General features: G+C 63.0%; 14 protein-coding genes. 3 read left to right on the top strand and 11 right to left on the bottom strand.

All coding sequences use genetic code 11. The annotated features are described in order from the left end of the window. The first annotated feature begins 147 nt into the window (after positions 1 to 147). The gene (locus ACVW16_RS15020; RefSeq protein WP_456737082.1) at positions 148 to 1,932 is read left to right on the top strand and encodes an acyl-CoA dehydrogenase family protein; all 1,785 of its coding nucleotides are present in this window, start codon (positions 148 to 150) and stop codon (positions 1,930 to 1,932) included. Positions 1,933 to 1,975: 43 nt separating this feature from the next. Then, on the top strand, positions 1,976 to 3,064 hold the full coding sequence (locus ACVW16_RS15015; protein WP_456737083.1) for a Zn-dependent alcohol dehydrogenase: 1,089 nt from the start codon (positions 1,976 to 1,978) through the stop codon (positions 3,062 to 3,064). A 53-nt stretch (positions 3,065 to 3,117) separates the two neighbouring features. Here the strand turns inward: ACVW16_RS15015 and ACVW16_RS15010 are convergent, their stop codons facing one another. The 4 genes from ACVW16_RS15010 to mbfA form a co-directional block, all read right to left on the bottom strand. Next, a complete protein-coding gene (locus tag ACVW16_RS15010) occupies positions 3,118 to 4,590 on the bottom strand; it encodes an amidase (RefSeq protein ID WP_456737084.1) in 1,473 nt (490 codons plus the stop codon). An 89-nt stretch (positions 4,591 to 4,679) separates the two neighbouring features. Next, positions 4,680 to 5,210, bottom strand: a complete 531-nt coding sequence (locus ACVW16_RS15005; protein WP_456737085.1) for a cytochrome b — start codon at positions 5,208 to 5,210, stop codon at positions 4,680 to 4,682. 29 nt (positions 5,211 to 5,239) lie between these two features. After that, complete coding sequence (locus ACVW16_RS15000; protein WP_456737086.1) at positions 5,240 to 6,097, bottom strand: hypothetical protein; 858 nt, start codon at positions 6,095 to 6,097, stop codon at positions 5,240 to 5,242. Positions 6,098 to 6,107: 10 nt separating this feature from the next. Then, a complete protein-coding gene (gene mbfA / locus ACVW16_RS14995) occupies positions 6,108 to 7,079 on the bottom strand; it encodes an iron exporter MbfA (protein ID WP_456699951.1) in 972 nt (323 codons plus the stop codon). Positions 7,080 to 7,267: 188 nt separating this feature from the next. On the opposite strand from mbfA, the gene ACVW16_RS14990 reads away from it, so the two are divergent. Beyond that, positions 7,268 to 7,999: a hypothetical protein gene (locus ACVW16_RS14990; RefSeq protein ID WP_456699950.1), complete on the top strand. Its 732-nt coding sequence runs from the start codon at positions 7,268 to 7,270 to the stop codon at positions 7,997 to 7,999. A gap of 143 nt (positions 8,000 to 8,142) precedes the next feature. Here ACVW16_RS14990 and ACVW16_RS14985 read toward each other — a convergent pair whose 3' ends face one another. From ACVW16_RS14985 to ACVW16_RS14955, 7 genes are all read right to left on the bottom strand, one after another. After that, the gene (locus ACVW16_RS14985; protein ID WP_456699949.1) at positions 8,143 to 8,511 is read right to left on the bottom strand and encodes a hypothetical protein; all 369 of its coding nucleotides are present in this window, start codon (positions 8,509 to 8,511) and stop codon (positions 8,143 to 8,145) included. A 111-nt stretch (positions 8,512 to 8,622) separates the two neighbouring features. After that, on the bottom strand, positions 8,623 to 9,780 hold the full coding sequence (locus ACVW16_RS14980) for an alpha/beta fold hydrolase (RefSeq protein WP_456737087.1): 1,158 nt from the start codon (positions 9,778 to 9,780) through the stop codon (positions 8,623 to 8,625). Positions 9,781 to 9,806: 26 nt separating this feature from the next. Further along, the gene (locus tag ACVW16_RS14975) at positions 9,807 to 10,676 is read right to left on the bottom strand and encodes an MBL fold metallo-hydrolase (protein WP_456737088.1); all 870 of its coding nucleotides are present in this window, start codon (positions 10,674 to 10,676) and stop codon (positions 9,807 to 9,809) included. Then, complete coding sequence (locus ACVW16_RS14970) at positions 10,673 to 11,302, bottom strand: serine hydrolase (protein WP_456737089.1); 630 nt, start codon at positions 11,300 to 11,302, stop codon at positions 10,673 to 10,675. Before ACVW16_RS14970 ends, ACVW16_RS14975 begins: the two co-directional genes overlap by 4 nt. Before the next feature lie 18 nt (positions 11,303 to 11,320). Next, entirely contained in the window at positions 11,321 to 11,932 is a 612-nt protein-coding gene (locus ACVW16_RS14965) for a glutathione S-transferase family protein (protein WP_456737090.1), read from the bottom strand. Between the two features lie 161 nt (positions 11,933 to 12,093). Continuing rightward, the gene (locus tag ACVW16_RS14960; protein ID WP_456737091.1) at positions 12,094 to 12,936 is read right to left on the bottom strand and encodes a fumarylacetoacetate hydrolase family protein; all 843 of its coding nucleotides are present in this window, start codon (positions 12,934 to 12,936) and stop codon (positions 12,094 to 12,096) included. A gap of 123 nt (positions 12,937 to 13,059) precedes the next feature. Continuing rightward, the gene (locus ACVW16_RS14955; protein WP_456737092.1) at positions 13,060 to 13,911 is read right to left on the bottom strand and encodes an MBL fold metallo-hydrolase; all 852 of its coding nucleotides are present in this window, start codon (positions 13,909 to 13,911) and stop codon (positions 13,060 to 13,062) included. Between the last annotated feature and the right edge of the window lie 8 nt (positions 13,912 to 13,919).

Below are 13,919 nucleotides of genomic sequence, written 5' to 3'. Positions count from 1 at the left end.
ATTCCGCAGAGCGAATTGCTGCTTCATGGCGATCATGCCTCCTTGACAATTTGCGGCTTTATCGCTGCTCGCGACGGGAGCATGATCGACATCATCTCAAGCGGCAAGCGTCAAGAATGCCGCCGGGCGGAAGCGAAGAGGACGATCATGCACAAGCCGGTCACAGCGCAGCCAAATAACGTCGCGGCCGCACCTTCGGGTCTGCTGGCGCCCGATACATCAGGCATGAACTTCTATCGTGCCGATCAGGCGCTCACTGATCTTCTGCGCATCCATCTGCCGGACAACCTCTTCCGCCATATCGAGCCGCATCTCGATCGCCTCGGCGAACTGGCCGGCGGCCGTCTCGACGAATGTGCGCGGCTCGCCGACCGGCACACCCCGGTGCTGCACCAGCGCGACAAGTTCGGCCGTGACGTGCAGTCGATCGAATATCATCCTGCCTATCGTGAGCTGGAGAACGCCGCCTTTGGCGAGTTCGGCATCCATGCGCTCTCGATCCGCAAGGGCATCATGGGCTGGCCGGACAAATATCCTGTTGTGGCCAAGCACGCCTTCACGTTTCTGTTCAACCAGACCGAGTTCGGCATGGGATGCCCGATCAACGTCACCGACGGCTGCGCCAAGCTGCTGGCGAACTTCGGCAGCGAAGCGCTGAAAGCGAAATATCTCGATGGCCTGACCCAGACCGACATGAGCAAGCTGACCCAGGGCGGCCAGTTCATGACCGAGAAGGAAGGGGGCTCCGACGTCGGCACACTCACCACGCGAGCGGTGCAGGAGGGTGATCATTGGCGCCTCTATGGCGAGAAATGGTTCTGCTCGAACGCCGATGCGAAGGTCGCGATGCTGCTGGCGCGGCCCGAGGGATCCGGCCCCGGCACGCGCGGTGTCGGGCTGTTCCTGATGCCGCGATTCCTCGACGACGGCTCCCAGAACCATTATCGGATCGTGCGTCTGAAGGACAAGCTCGGCACGCGTTCGATGGCCTCCGGCGAGATCAAGCTCGAAGGCGCGATCGCTTATGCCGTAGGCCGGCTCGACCGCGGCTTCGTACAGATGGCCGAGATGGTCAATTCGTCGCGGCTCTCCAATGGCGTGAAATCGACGGCGCTGATGCGGCGCGCCTATCATGATGCGCTTGCCGTGGCGAAGAACCGCGTCGTGTTCGGCAACCGTATCATCGATCTGCCGCTCGGCCGGCGCCAGATGCTGAAGATCATGCTGCCGGTCGAGCAGGCGCTGTCGATGAGCTTTCTGACGGCCGACGCGCTCGATCGCGCGGAAGCCGGTAGCCAGGATGCGGCGGTGCTGCTGCGCATCCTGACGCCGACGCTGAAATTCCGCGCCACCCGCGACGCGCGGAAAGTCTGCGGCGATGCGCTCGAGATGCGTGGCGGCATCGGCTATATCGAGGAATTCGCCACGGCGCGTCTGCTGCGTGACGCGCATCTCGGCTCCGTCTGGGAAGGTACCGGCAACATCGTCGCGATCGATGCGCTGCGGCGCGCGGTCGGCCGCCACGGCGCGGAATCCGCGCTGGCAGCCGATCTGCATGCACGGCTGGACGACAGCGTCTCCGTGCCGCAGGTCTGGCGCGACAAGCTGCGCGGCTTTGTCGATCGGGCGGTCGGCTTTGCGCGCGAGGTCGCGGGCAAGTCCGAGAACGAGGCCGATGCGCGGCGCGCGACCAGCATGCTTTATCATATCGCCAGCGCCGTCGCGCTGGCCTGGGAAGCCCACCGCGTCCACGAGATGCGCGGCGACGCGCGCCGGCTGCTCTTGTCGCGGCTGGTGATCGACCATCGCGTGACGCCGAGCGATCCGTTCCGGCTGACGGAAAATGCCACGCAAACGAAGATCGCGGAGCTGCTGCTTGGCGATCGCGATGCTTCTATGAGTGACATTGGCGAACTGATTGCGGCGGCGTAGGCTGCGCGCCACCAAACCAAAGAAAAGCGATAGGGAGCACTCGATGAAGGCCGCCGTCCTTTATGAAGTCAACAAGCCGCTGGTCATCGAGGATGTCAGCCTGCCGAAGCCCGGCCCGCGCGAGGTGTTGATCCGCACCGCGGTTGCGGGCCTTTGCCACTCCGACCTGCATTTCATGGAAGGCCTTTATCCGCATCCGCTGCCCGCGGTGCTCGGGCATGAATCGGCCGGAATCGTCGAGCAGGTCGGCTCGGATGTCACCTATGTCAGGCCCGGCGACCACGTCGTGACCTGTCTGTCGGTGTTCTGCGGCTCCTGCGACAATTGCACCACCGGCCGCACCGTGCTCTGCACCGACACAACCGTGAAAATGTTGCCGGGCGCGTCGAACCGGATGCAGTGGAACAGGCCGGAGAAACTGAACCAGTTCCTCAACCTGTCGTCCTTTGCCGAGCAGATGCTGGTGCACGAGAACGCGATCGTCAAAATCCGCGAGGAGATGCCGCTCGATCTCGCGGCGTTGATCGGCTGCGGCGTCATCACCGGCTACGGCGCAGTGGTGAACACCGCGAAGGTGACTGCGGGTGAGACCGTCGCCGTGATCGGCTGCGGCGGCGTCGGCATGGCCGCGATCAACGGCGCGCAGATCGCGGGCGCGGGCCGCATCATCGCCATCGACACCAATCCGGCCAAGCTGCAACTCGCGACCAAGCTGGGCGCGACCGACATCATCAATCCCGCTGACGGCGATGTCGTGAAGCAGGTGCGCGATCTCACCAACGGCGGCGTGCATCATTCGTTCGAGGTGCTCGGCCGCAAGGAGACCGCCGAGCAGGCCTTCGGCATGCTCGCCTCTGGCGGTACCGCGACCATCGTCGGCATGATCCCGTTCGGCCAGAAGATCGAGCTGCACGGCTTCGACTTTTTGCGCGAGCGCCGGATCCAGGGCTCGTCCATGGGCTCGAACCACTTTCGTGTGGACATGCCGCGGCTGGTCGATTTCTACCTGCGCGGCCGGCTGCACCTGGAGGACTGGATTTCGGCCAAGCTGAGGCTCCCCGAGATCAACGAGGGTTTTGCCAACATGAAGGCGGGCAAGACGCTGCGCAGCGTGATTGTGTTCGATAGCTGAGCCACGAAGCGCGGACGAGGCTCTGCGCTCTCGACGACGGGCGCGGGCGAACGTCAATCCTCAAACATCTTCGGCGGCACGAAGCCGCCGAAATCGCGTTCGATCAGCTCGGCGAGCTTCAGCGGCGTGCGGTCTTCCAGCCACGGGCCGACGATCTGGGCGCCGACCGGTAGTCCATCCGGGGCAAAGCCTGTCGGAATCGCGGTCGAGGGCAGGCCCGGCAAGGTCGCGATGCCGGGCCAGGCGAGCTGGTCGGTATAGACGTGCTCCTTGCCGTCGATCACGACGCGGCGCTGCTCCTGATCTTCCGAGTGATCGTGAGGATAAGCCGGCGTCGGCATGATCGGGCAAATCACGGCATCGAAGGATTTGAACAGCTCGTGCCATTGCGCGCGCAGCCGCGTGCGGCCGCCGCGCGCGATCAGCCAATCGCGATGGCTGAGCGCGATCCCGCGCAGGCGTTCGGCCTGCAGGCTGTTGTCGTCGGCCGGCAATTTGGCTGCTGCTGCAACTGCGCCGTCGTAGAATTCGGGCAAAAAGCTAGCACCGAGGAACGACAGCAGCATCCGCATATAGAGGCGCGAGGACGCCGCGAAATCCGGCAGCAGCGGACTGCTGCGCTCGATCTTGACACCAGCCCTGGCGAGGTTGTCGGCGAGCGTGTTGATGCTGCCGCGCACGGCGGCGTCGGTCGGTAGCACCGGATCGGTGTCAATCACGAGGACACGGAATTCTTTCAGCGAGCCGTGACGCGCGGCAGGCAGTTCGAGCCGGTAGGCCTTGCCGTTCTCGAGCGGATCGGGGCCGGCCATGACGTCGAGCAGCAAGGATAGATCGCCGGCGCTCCGTGCCATCGGGCCGATCACCGCGAGATCGCGCTCATAGGCCAGCGGCGCAGCAGGCGGTGGCGTATGGCCGCGCGATGGCAACAGATCGAAGCTCGGCTTGTGCGCGTAGACGCCGCAATGGAACGCCGGCACGCGCAGCGAGCCACCGATGTCGGAGCCGATCGAGAGCGGACCATAGCCCGCGGCCAGCGCCGCAGAGGAGCCGCCGGAGGATCCGCCGGGCGTGCGGCCGAGATCGTAGGGGTTGTTGGTCGTGCCGTAGACGTCATTGTAGCTCTGCCAATCGGCGAGCGCGAGCGGCACGTTGGTCTTGCCGAGCACGATGGTGCCGGCGTCCTTCACGCGCGTGACCGGCAGCGCGTCTTCCTTGGCAATGAAGTCCCTGTGCGCGGGATTGCCCCAGGTCGTGGGCAGGCCGGCGATATTGTAGGATTCCTTCACCGTCATGGGCAGGCCGAGCAGCGGTTTCCGCTCGCCGCGGGCTAAGGCGGCGTCAGCGTCGCGTGCGGCGTCCAGCGCCCGGTCGAAATCGCGGACACAGATCGCGTTGACCTTGCCGTCGTGACGTTCGATGCGGTGGATCGCATCCTGCGTGAGCTCGACCGAAGAAACCTTCTTCGCCTTTAATGCGGCCGACAGCTCGACCGCGCTCTTGAAACTCCATTCCGATCTCGCCACGGCATGCTCCTGCGCTTCACTGAGGAATGATGCGCAGTTTTATCCCATGCCGCAACCGCCGTTTGATCGTGGTTGATCTGTCTGGGATGTCATCCGGGCAGCATTCGCTCCATCACGCGGTCGCGATAGATGAAGATATGTACGAGCGCGGACGCGATGTGAATGCCGATGGTGACGAGCAACGCCCATTCCATGGCCTGGTGGAGGCCGTCAATGGTCCGCCCGGCCGCCGCATTGTCGGACGCGAGCATCGGCAACGGCACGAGATAGAAGAACGATACGGACCAGCCGCGGAACGACGCGAACAGCCAGCCAGAGACCGTCGTCGCCAGCACCAGCGCGTAGAGCAGCCAGTGGACCGCCTCGGAGGACATGCGCTGCCAGGCAGGAAGAGAGCTCTCGGGTGCGACGGGATGGGTGAGACGCCAGAGAAAACGGAGCGCCGTGAGCCCCAGGATCGTAATTCCGGTCGAGACGTGGAACGTCATGCCGGCGCCTGGATTCATACCTCGATGGATGTCCGGCATGAACCAGCCGATCGGGTATTGCACCGCGAGCAGTGCGACGATGAGCCAGTGGAAGACTTTGGCAGGTGCGCCGTATCGAAGGTGGGTGGTCATGAGTTGACTGCCGTTGAATATCGCACCGATCAGGGCTGGAAGTTTCGCGCTGCGGAATGAACGAACGGGTTGAAGGGCCCACTGCTCATCCGCGTGCTGGCGTCCGTTGCCTGCCCCGGCACCGGGAAGGCGTAGCCGATGATGGTCTTGACCACGAGCCGGTCGGACGCCGGGGTCAACCCGTAGCCGACGCCGAAGTTCACATCGAACACGCCTGCCTTGAAGTCGGTGACGGCAAACAGCATGTGCTGCTGTTCGGGGAGCTTGCTGAAATTCCCGATCTCGCCGAAGTCGGCGTAATATTCGAAGCCGGCGAACACGTCGTTGCCGAAGTTACGCGCCAAGCGGGCGGCGGGTGCGAAATCGACTTCGCCCCTGCGGCCGAAGCCGATATCCACGATCGGGTTGACGATGAACTCATATTGCGTGTTGCGCATGCCGATAATGGGGCGGATCTCCAGCCCCCATCGTGTCTGCGCGAATTTGGGCATTTCGTAGCTCAGCTCGAAATTCACGCCATAGAAGAAATTCCGCTGCTCGGCATGCGGCGAGACGAACAACGTGCGCAGCTTGAAAGCGTCGGACAGGAACTGCTGGTCCTGCACGGCAAACGGCAGATAAAGCCCGAGCTCCCACCAGTCGGTCATGCCGTAGGCGAATTCCGGCGTGCCGTTGAGGCTGTGGTTGGACGGAAAGCCGCCGGGAAATGGCGGGTCTTTCTGTCCGAGCGCAACATAATTGAGGTGCTGCTGGATCGTGAACTGGCCGACCTCGGCGATGCCGGCGTTGTAGACCTGGATCTCGTCGGTGGCGTGTGCGTTCGAGGCAAACACGACCAATACGGCCAGGAGGCTTGCGAGCGCAGTGTATGGAAGATTCCGCTTCATCCCGCTCGCCTCAGGCCGCACCGATCAAGATCCCCACCGCCAGCACGATCGCGCCGCCGAGCACGATCTGGAAGACGGCCTGCAGGAACGGCGTATCCATATAGCGCGCGCGGATGAAGGCGATCGCCCACAATTCGAAGAACACGACGATGCCGGCGATTCCGGTCGCGATCCAGAATGCGTTGGCCCAATGGTCGGGCACAAGATAGGGCATGGTGTGGCCGAGCCCGCCGAGCGTCGTCATCGCGCCGCAAGTGAGGCCGCGCAGCCAGGGCGAGCCGCGTCCCGTCAGCGAACCATCGTCTGACAGCGCTTCCGCGAAGCCCATGCTGATGCCCGCGCCGATCGAGGCGGCGAGGCCGACGAGAAACGTCTGCCAGTTCTGGTGCGTGGCGAAAGCCGCCGCGAACAATGGTGCCAAGGTCGAGACCGAACCGTCCATCAGGCCGGCAAGGCCCGGCTGCACATATTGCAGCACGAACATCCGCCGCCGCGTGCGGTCTTCCTCCGCGCGCACATCGGGTTTCAAGATCTCGTCGGTGAGCGCGACCGCGCGGTTCTCGTGATGTTTTTCTTCCTCGGCGAGATCGCCGAGCAGGCGGCGCACGCCGACATCCTCGGCCTGCTCGGCGGCCCGCGCGTAAAAGCGCTCGGCCTCGAGCTCCATGGTCTCAACCTCTTTCCGGATCGTGTCGAGCGGCAGGTTCTTGGTCAGCCAGATCGGGCGCCGGCGCAGAAAGCCTTTGACGTCCTCGCGGCGGATCGGCGGCAGATGCGCACCAAACCGTTCTTCGTAGAGCTTCAGCAGGCGGTGCCGGTGTCCGCGTTCTTCCTCGGCCATTTCCTCAAATATCTTGGCGGTATCGGGGTAGCGCTCCCGGAGGTCCTCGGCGAAGCTCATATAGATGCGGCTGTCCTCCTCCTCGGAGGCAATCGCGACCGCAAGCACCTCGCGCTCGGTCAAATCAGCAAAGCTCTTCACCTGATCACCCGTTTGGGTAGTTTAGAATTGTTCTAAACGCATATAGGCCGCGATTCGTTCAGGGTCAATTCACGCCTCCTGCGCAAACGGTTGCATCCGAAGGGCCGTGACAATGTTAGTTCAATGCATTGAGACGGGGCCCGGCTTACGGCTTCGAAACTTTGCAAGTGTGGCTGGACGGGTGAACGATGGACAAGGTCAAGTTTCGTCTCAACAATCCGCGGCTGGCACCGCGGCGCACCAAGCTCGAAATCCCCGGGTGGGCCGGCAAGCGAGAGCCTCGTGCGGATGGTTCGCGAGAGCAGGTCTGGCATTGCGTGCCTTTTTCCGAGGGTGCGCAATACGGCATCGAGCTGTTCTATCCGTATGATTTCGAGCTTCACGTCACGACCAAAGACGGACACTTGCTGCTCGAGGCCGATTGGGGTGAACCGCCTGAAGGTGGCGCGGAATGGCCGCCGTTTCGCAGATTTGGTGATGCCTTCTACACCTATCAGATACTGCTCGATCTGAAGGTCGAAAAAGGCCTGGCGGTTCGTACCGAGCCGCATCCGCGATTCTACACGGATCCGACTGATACGGTGCCGATCGCCGTCCCTGCGCTGATCCGCAATTGGTGGCCTATGATGTTCTTCTGCGTCTTCAAGGCCCCGGCGGAGGGCCGAACCCACGTCTTCCGGCCGAACGAGCCCTTCGCGCAAATCATCGTCATTCCCGAGGAAGCCAATTTCGAGCTCGAGCACATGGGCGAAGAGGAAGCGGCAGAGCGCGAGCTGCAGGCGCGCCGCATCTACCACAATCGGCCCAAACTAGCGGCCGGGACCGAGTGGACCTCGTCGTCGGATACGGTGTTCGACGGCACTTACCGCCACCTGCACCGCGCGGCAAAGGACAAGGCTCGCAACGAACAGGGCGGATGACGTTTCTGGCCCTGGGGCATTCCTTCGTCTGGAATAAGTGTTCCGGCGCTGATGCCGATTCTGCTTGAATTTCCCGGTTTTCGGCCACCGAAAGCAAAACAGGACCCGGAGGTCCTGTTCGTCTCATTGCTGACGTCGCGCCTTCAGTAGTCGCGGCGATAGAAGCTGTGGTGATGATGGTGGTGATGATGGTGGTGATAATACCGGCGATAGCGCGGCACCACCACGACCGGCGCGTCGTCGTAATAGCGATAGCGCCGATAGAAGCTGTGGTGATGATGGTGATGATGGTGGTGGTGGTAGAATTGAGCCACCTGAACATTTTCGTTGGCTTTTGGCCGGGGCGCCTCATCGATGGCTTGCAGAATGGCGCCGGCGTTTGCGATCGGCTCCAGCAAATCGGCGTAGGAATTCGCCTGTAGGACGTCCGTCGGTGCAGGCGCCGCTTGGGCGGTGCCGAGCGTTCCGAGCGTTGCCACGGCTCCCAATAACCCGGCGATCTTCTTGTCCAATGTCGTTCTCCATGGTCGCCGGATCCAATTCCGGTATCTCGCAACGTCAGATGTTGCCGGATGTTCCCTGAACCGCAGATTAATCCCTCGTGGCGAGAGCATGGCGTCGCTTCAGCCGAAAGAGGCTGTTGCGGTGCGGTAGAGAAATTGTAACAACAGGGTGCTCACCTCGGCCGGCTGCTCCTGCTGCACCCAATGGCCGGCGCCATCGACGAGATGGCAGCCGAGCATCTTCGTGCAGCCTCGCCCCTGCATGTCCTCAAAAACGCCGGGGCGCTGATAGGTGCCCCAATCCTGTTTGCCGGAGATGAAGCAGGAGGGGACGTCGATGCTGCGGCCTGAGAACAGCTGCATCTCGTCGTTGAGCATGCCTGAGGTTACGTAACGGTACCATTGCAGTCCGCCCTGGAATCCGGTGCGGCCATATTCGGCACTGTAGAAAGCGAGATCGCTGTCCGGCAGCCATTGGTTGGCCGCGATCGCGGCGGGCGAGGGCATTTCCTTCGCAACCGTCTCGGCCATCGTCTTGCCGAGGTCCATCACGTAATAGGTCGGCAGCTTGGCGAGTTCGTCCGCCGACCATGATTTCAGCGGATATGGCTCGTTGCCGGCCCAGTCCGCGCTCTTGTGATGATAGTAGGCGCGCAGGAAATCGTGCACACCTTGCGGTGCATGCAGCATGTCGGCATTGGCCGGGCGTGTCGCATAATACCATTGATAGTGAATGCGCGGGCGCGGTAACGCGGCGAGCTCGCGATGCACGGGGTCTTCGACCGGAGGCTTGGCCGGTGCATCGGCTGTGCCGAACGGCAGCGCCGGTGCTCCGCCGAAGGGCGCGCTCATCAGCGTCACCGAACGAAACACGTCGGGCCGGATCAGCGCGCACCAGGCCGCGACCGGACTGCCGAAATCGTGTCCGGCGAGATCGACCTGCTTGTAGCCGAACGCCGATACCAGCGCGAGCGCGTCGCGCACCAGGTTCAGGAGCGAGAACGGCGTGAGATCGCCGTCGTAATCCGCTCGCCATCCGGTGGTGCGGCCATAGCCGCGCTGGTCGGGCGCGAGCACGTGATAGCCTGCAGCCGCGAGTGCCGGCATCACCTTGCGCCAGGAGAAGGCGAGCTCCGGAAAACCGTGCAGCAAGAGGATGCAGGGTCGGCCCTTGGTCTCGAAGCCGGCTTCCAGCACATGCATGCGCAAGCCGTTGATGCCCTCGACATAGCGCGAGCGGATACCGGCGGGCAGGGGGATATCAGGGAGTGTTGTCATCGTTTCTGTCTACCTACGGCATCTGGCTAAACAGCCGCGCACACGAACGCCCTGCCCTTGCGCTTGATCTTGCCGACCGAGGGCGAAGGGAAATGCGCGGTGCAGCACAGCGTGTCGGTGTCGCAATAGCGCTCCAGAAAACTGCGGCGCGTCGTGGCCGCCTTGACCGGATCGACGTCGAATTTGATCGACAGCTCCGGATAAAGCGTCTGCAACGGCGAGTGCATGAGGTCGCCGGAGAACACCGCGTCGTCCTTGCCGCGTCCCATCGCGATCGCGACGTGGCCGGGCGTATGGCCAGGCGTCGGCACGACGCGGACGTGGTCGCCGATCTGGTGATCATTGCCGACCAGTTCATGCCTGTTGGCGTCGACCACCGGCAGCACGCTATCGACGAAGGGCGGGATCGCCGTCGTCGCATTCTGCTCGAACCAGTGGTCGTATTCCTGCTTGGCGAAAAGGTAGCGCGCCCTGGGGAAGGTCGGCACCCAGCGGCCGTTCTCCAGCCGCGTGTTCCAGCCCACGTGATCGACATGCAGGTGCGTGCACATCACGAAATCGATGTCATCAACCGAGACCCCGGCGGCATTGAGTGCGCGCAAATATGTGTCGTCAGTCTTCATGTTCCATTTCGGACGATTGGGTCGCGGCTTGTCGTTGCCGATGCAGCTGTCGATCAGGATGGTGTGATGCGGCGTCTTCACCACATAGGACTGGAAGCAGAGCATCAGGACGTCCTGCTCATCCAGCGCGCGTGCCTGCCGCATCCAATTTCGGTTCTCGGCCAGCACCTCGGGCGTCAATCCCGGCAGCATCTCCAGCGCCGGGACGAACGACGTCTCCTGCTCGATGACGCGCTGAATGGTGAGATCGCCGACCGAATATTTCAGGCTCATGCTCGCTTTCCTTCGTGATCAGCGCGCGTCGCGCACGGATGGCATGACGAGATTGGTGAGAATGTCGATCGCGGCCAGGCCTTCCTTCGGTTGGCCGTATTGCGCGGCGGCAGATGGCGCAGCGTGATGGCGTCCCATCCCGGCTGCTTCACCGCTGCGTAGTCGTGGAAGAATTTCAGGACGGGCTCATCGACGCCTGCGATGAGCTTGCGGTCGATCGCGATTCCAACCAGCAGCGAGGTCACGCTCTTGGTTGCCGAGCGCATGTCGTGCTTCGTCGTTGCGGTGAATTCGTGCTGGCCGTCGGGCTGTCCCCAGGGTTGGTCGTAACCAGGAAAATATTGCTCGAAGACGAGCTTGCCATGCCTGATGACGCCGACCGAATGGACCGCGGTTGCCCGCTGTGCGAGTCGTGCGGCGATGGTGCAAAGCTTCGCGGCGTCCATGCCGATATTGTCGGGCGAGGCGATCTCCCAGCCATCCTCGATCGCTGCAGGCGCTCCGGACTGATCGGTCGGTCCAGGCGGCATGCTCGCCGCCCATAGATTGGTGGCCGAGACGGAGAGCGCGAGCACGAGGCGGGCACTGAGGCTTGTGAGGCGGGAGAAGCGATCGCGCACCGTCATTCTCCCCGCCTGTTCCCACTACGCCGCTGGCGGCACCGAGATCTTCACCGAAGGTCGCTCCAGCATCTTCTGGTGGAAGGCGTCGAGTTTCGGATAGGCCTTGCGCCAGCCGCAATCGGCGAAGCGGAAGTCGGCGTAGCCGAGCACGCAGACGAGGCCGATCTGCGAAATGTCGAACGGGCCGTTCAGCACCTCGGGCATATTCTCGAAGCGCGCCATGCCGGTCCAGGCCCGGTTCCAATGGTCATCCGACCATGCCTGCCATTGCAGGCCCTGCGGCCGCACCATCTTCTCGTAACGGCACAGCAGCATGGAATCGAGCATGCCGTTGATGAGCGAATGATTGGTCTTGGCCTTCCAGCGCCGCGCACCGTAATCCGGGATCAGGCTGCCGCCGGCCATCTCGTTGAGATATTCGACGATGACGTAGGAATCCAGGATGACGTCGCCGTCATCAGTGATCAGCACCGGCAGCTTCTTCAGCGGCGTGATCTTCGAATAGTCCTCGTTGACCGTGCCTGGCGTGACCGTTGCCGGCGTGAATTCGATCTTGTCGATCAGCCCGAGCTCGATCGCGGCGATGCGCACCTTGCGGGCGAAGGGCGAGGCGGGGGAGAAGGAGAGTTTCATGGGAAATTGTCCTGCGGGATGATCGGCGTTCGTCATTGCGAGCGAAGCGAAGCAATCCAGTCCGTTTCCGTGGAAATAGTCTGAATTGCCTCGTCGCCAGCGCAAAATTGCTTCGCAATTTTGTCGCGGGCTCCTCGCAATGACGAGGAGAGAGCGCAGCCTTACGCCGCCACGATCTCCTGACGCTGCTCGCCGAGCCCTTCGATGCCGAGCGTGATGACGTCGCCGACGTTGAGGAAGGTCGGCGGCTTCATGCCGAGGCCGACGCCGGGCGGGGTGCCGGTCGTGATGATGTCGCCCGGCAACAGCGTCATGAACTGCGAGACGTAGGAGACGCACTTGGCCATCGAGAAGATCATGGTCTTGGTCGAGCCGGTCTGGCGGCGCTGGCCGTTGACGTCGAGCCACATCGACAGGTTCTGCACGTCCTTGATCTCGTCCTTGGTGGCGAGCCAGGGGCCGAGCGGGCCGAATGTGTCGTGCGACTTGCCCTTGGTCCACTGCCCCAGGCGCTCGGTCTGGAAGTTGCGCTCGGAAACGTCGTTGCAGACGCAATAGCCGGCGACGTGGTTCAGCGCGTCGGCTTCCGAGACGTATTTGGCCCGGGTGCCGATGATGGCCGCGATCTCGACCTCCCAGTCGAGCTTGGTCGAGCCGCGCGGCTTTTCGACGTTATCGTTCGGGCCTGACAGCGAGGTGTTGGCCTTCATGAAGATGATCGGCTCGGTCGGGATGGCCGCGCCGGTCTCCTTGGCGTGGTCGCTGTAATTGAGGCCGATGGCGACGAATTTCGAGATGCCGGTGACGGGCGCGCCGAAGCGCGGCTTGCCGGAGACGGCGGGCAGGGAGGCGGGATCGATGGCCGCGAGCTTCTTGAGGCTGTCAGGCGAATAGGTCTCGCCGGTCAGATCCTTCACATGCGCCGACAGGTCGCGCAATTGGCCGGATTTGTCGATCAGGCCGGGCTTTTCCGCACCCTTTTCGCCGTAACGAACAAGCTTCATTCTCGTCTCTCCCTGAGTGGACTGATCGGTTGAACAGCTTCATGGAACAGGGCCGCGGGAAATTCAACCGCCGAAAAGGCGTGCATTGCAGCCCTTCATTCGCGGGTGGGTGGGCCACGAACCCTATCGTCCCAACGCTACAAACCGGAACGCATCGCCCTCCCGCCGGACATGTCCGGCCGAGAAATGCCCGCCGATCACCAATGTCGGCGTATCGGCAAAGCGCGAGAACACCTTGTAGCGGCTCGCGACCGCCCCGGCGGGATCGCTGTCCACGACGGAGCACCAGTCGGGATGCGCCATCTGGCAGGGGTGATGGGCGACGTCGCCGCCGAGCAGCCCCTGTTCGCCGTCGGATTCGATCACGACGCTCACGTGGCCCGGGCTGTGGCCCGGGGTTGGGATCAGGCTGATCTCCTCGCAGAGCCGGTGGTCGCTCCGGATCAGTTCGGCCAGGCCCGCATCGACGATCGGCTTTACGGAATCCTTGAACACCGCGACCTTGTCCGGCTCCGCCGTATAGTCGCGCCAATACTCATATTCGGTCCTGCCGAACAGGTAGCGCGCCTTGGGGAACGTCGGCACCCAATTGCTCCCGACCAGCTTCGTGTTCCAGCCGACGTGATCGACGTGAAGATGCGTGCATAGCACGGTGTCGATGCTCTCAGGCGGAAAGCCGGCTGCGATCATGGTTTCGAGAAACGGCGTGTTGCGGTTATTCCAGGTCGGGACGCCGCGGCCCTGCTTGTCATTGCCAAGGCCGGTGTCGACCACGATGCGCCGCGTCGGCGTCTCGACCACCAGCGAATGGATCGACATTTTCAGCCGGCCTTCTTCGGTGGCGAAATGTGGGATCAGCCAGGGAAGCTTCCGAATTTCATCATTGGTCGCGGCCGGCAGGATGAACCGGGTCGAGCCGACTGTCTCCATCTCGACCACCTGGGTGATCTTGACCCTGCCGACCTTCCACTGCATCGGGCGTC

This window comes from Bradyrhizobium sp. USDA 4474 (assembly GCF_054057515.1).
The sequence above is the reverse complement of the archived record's forward strand: the minus strand, read 5'-3'. Positions and strand labels throughout refer to the sequence as shown.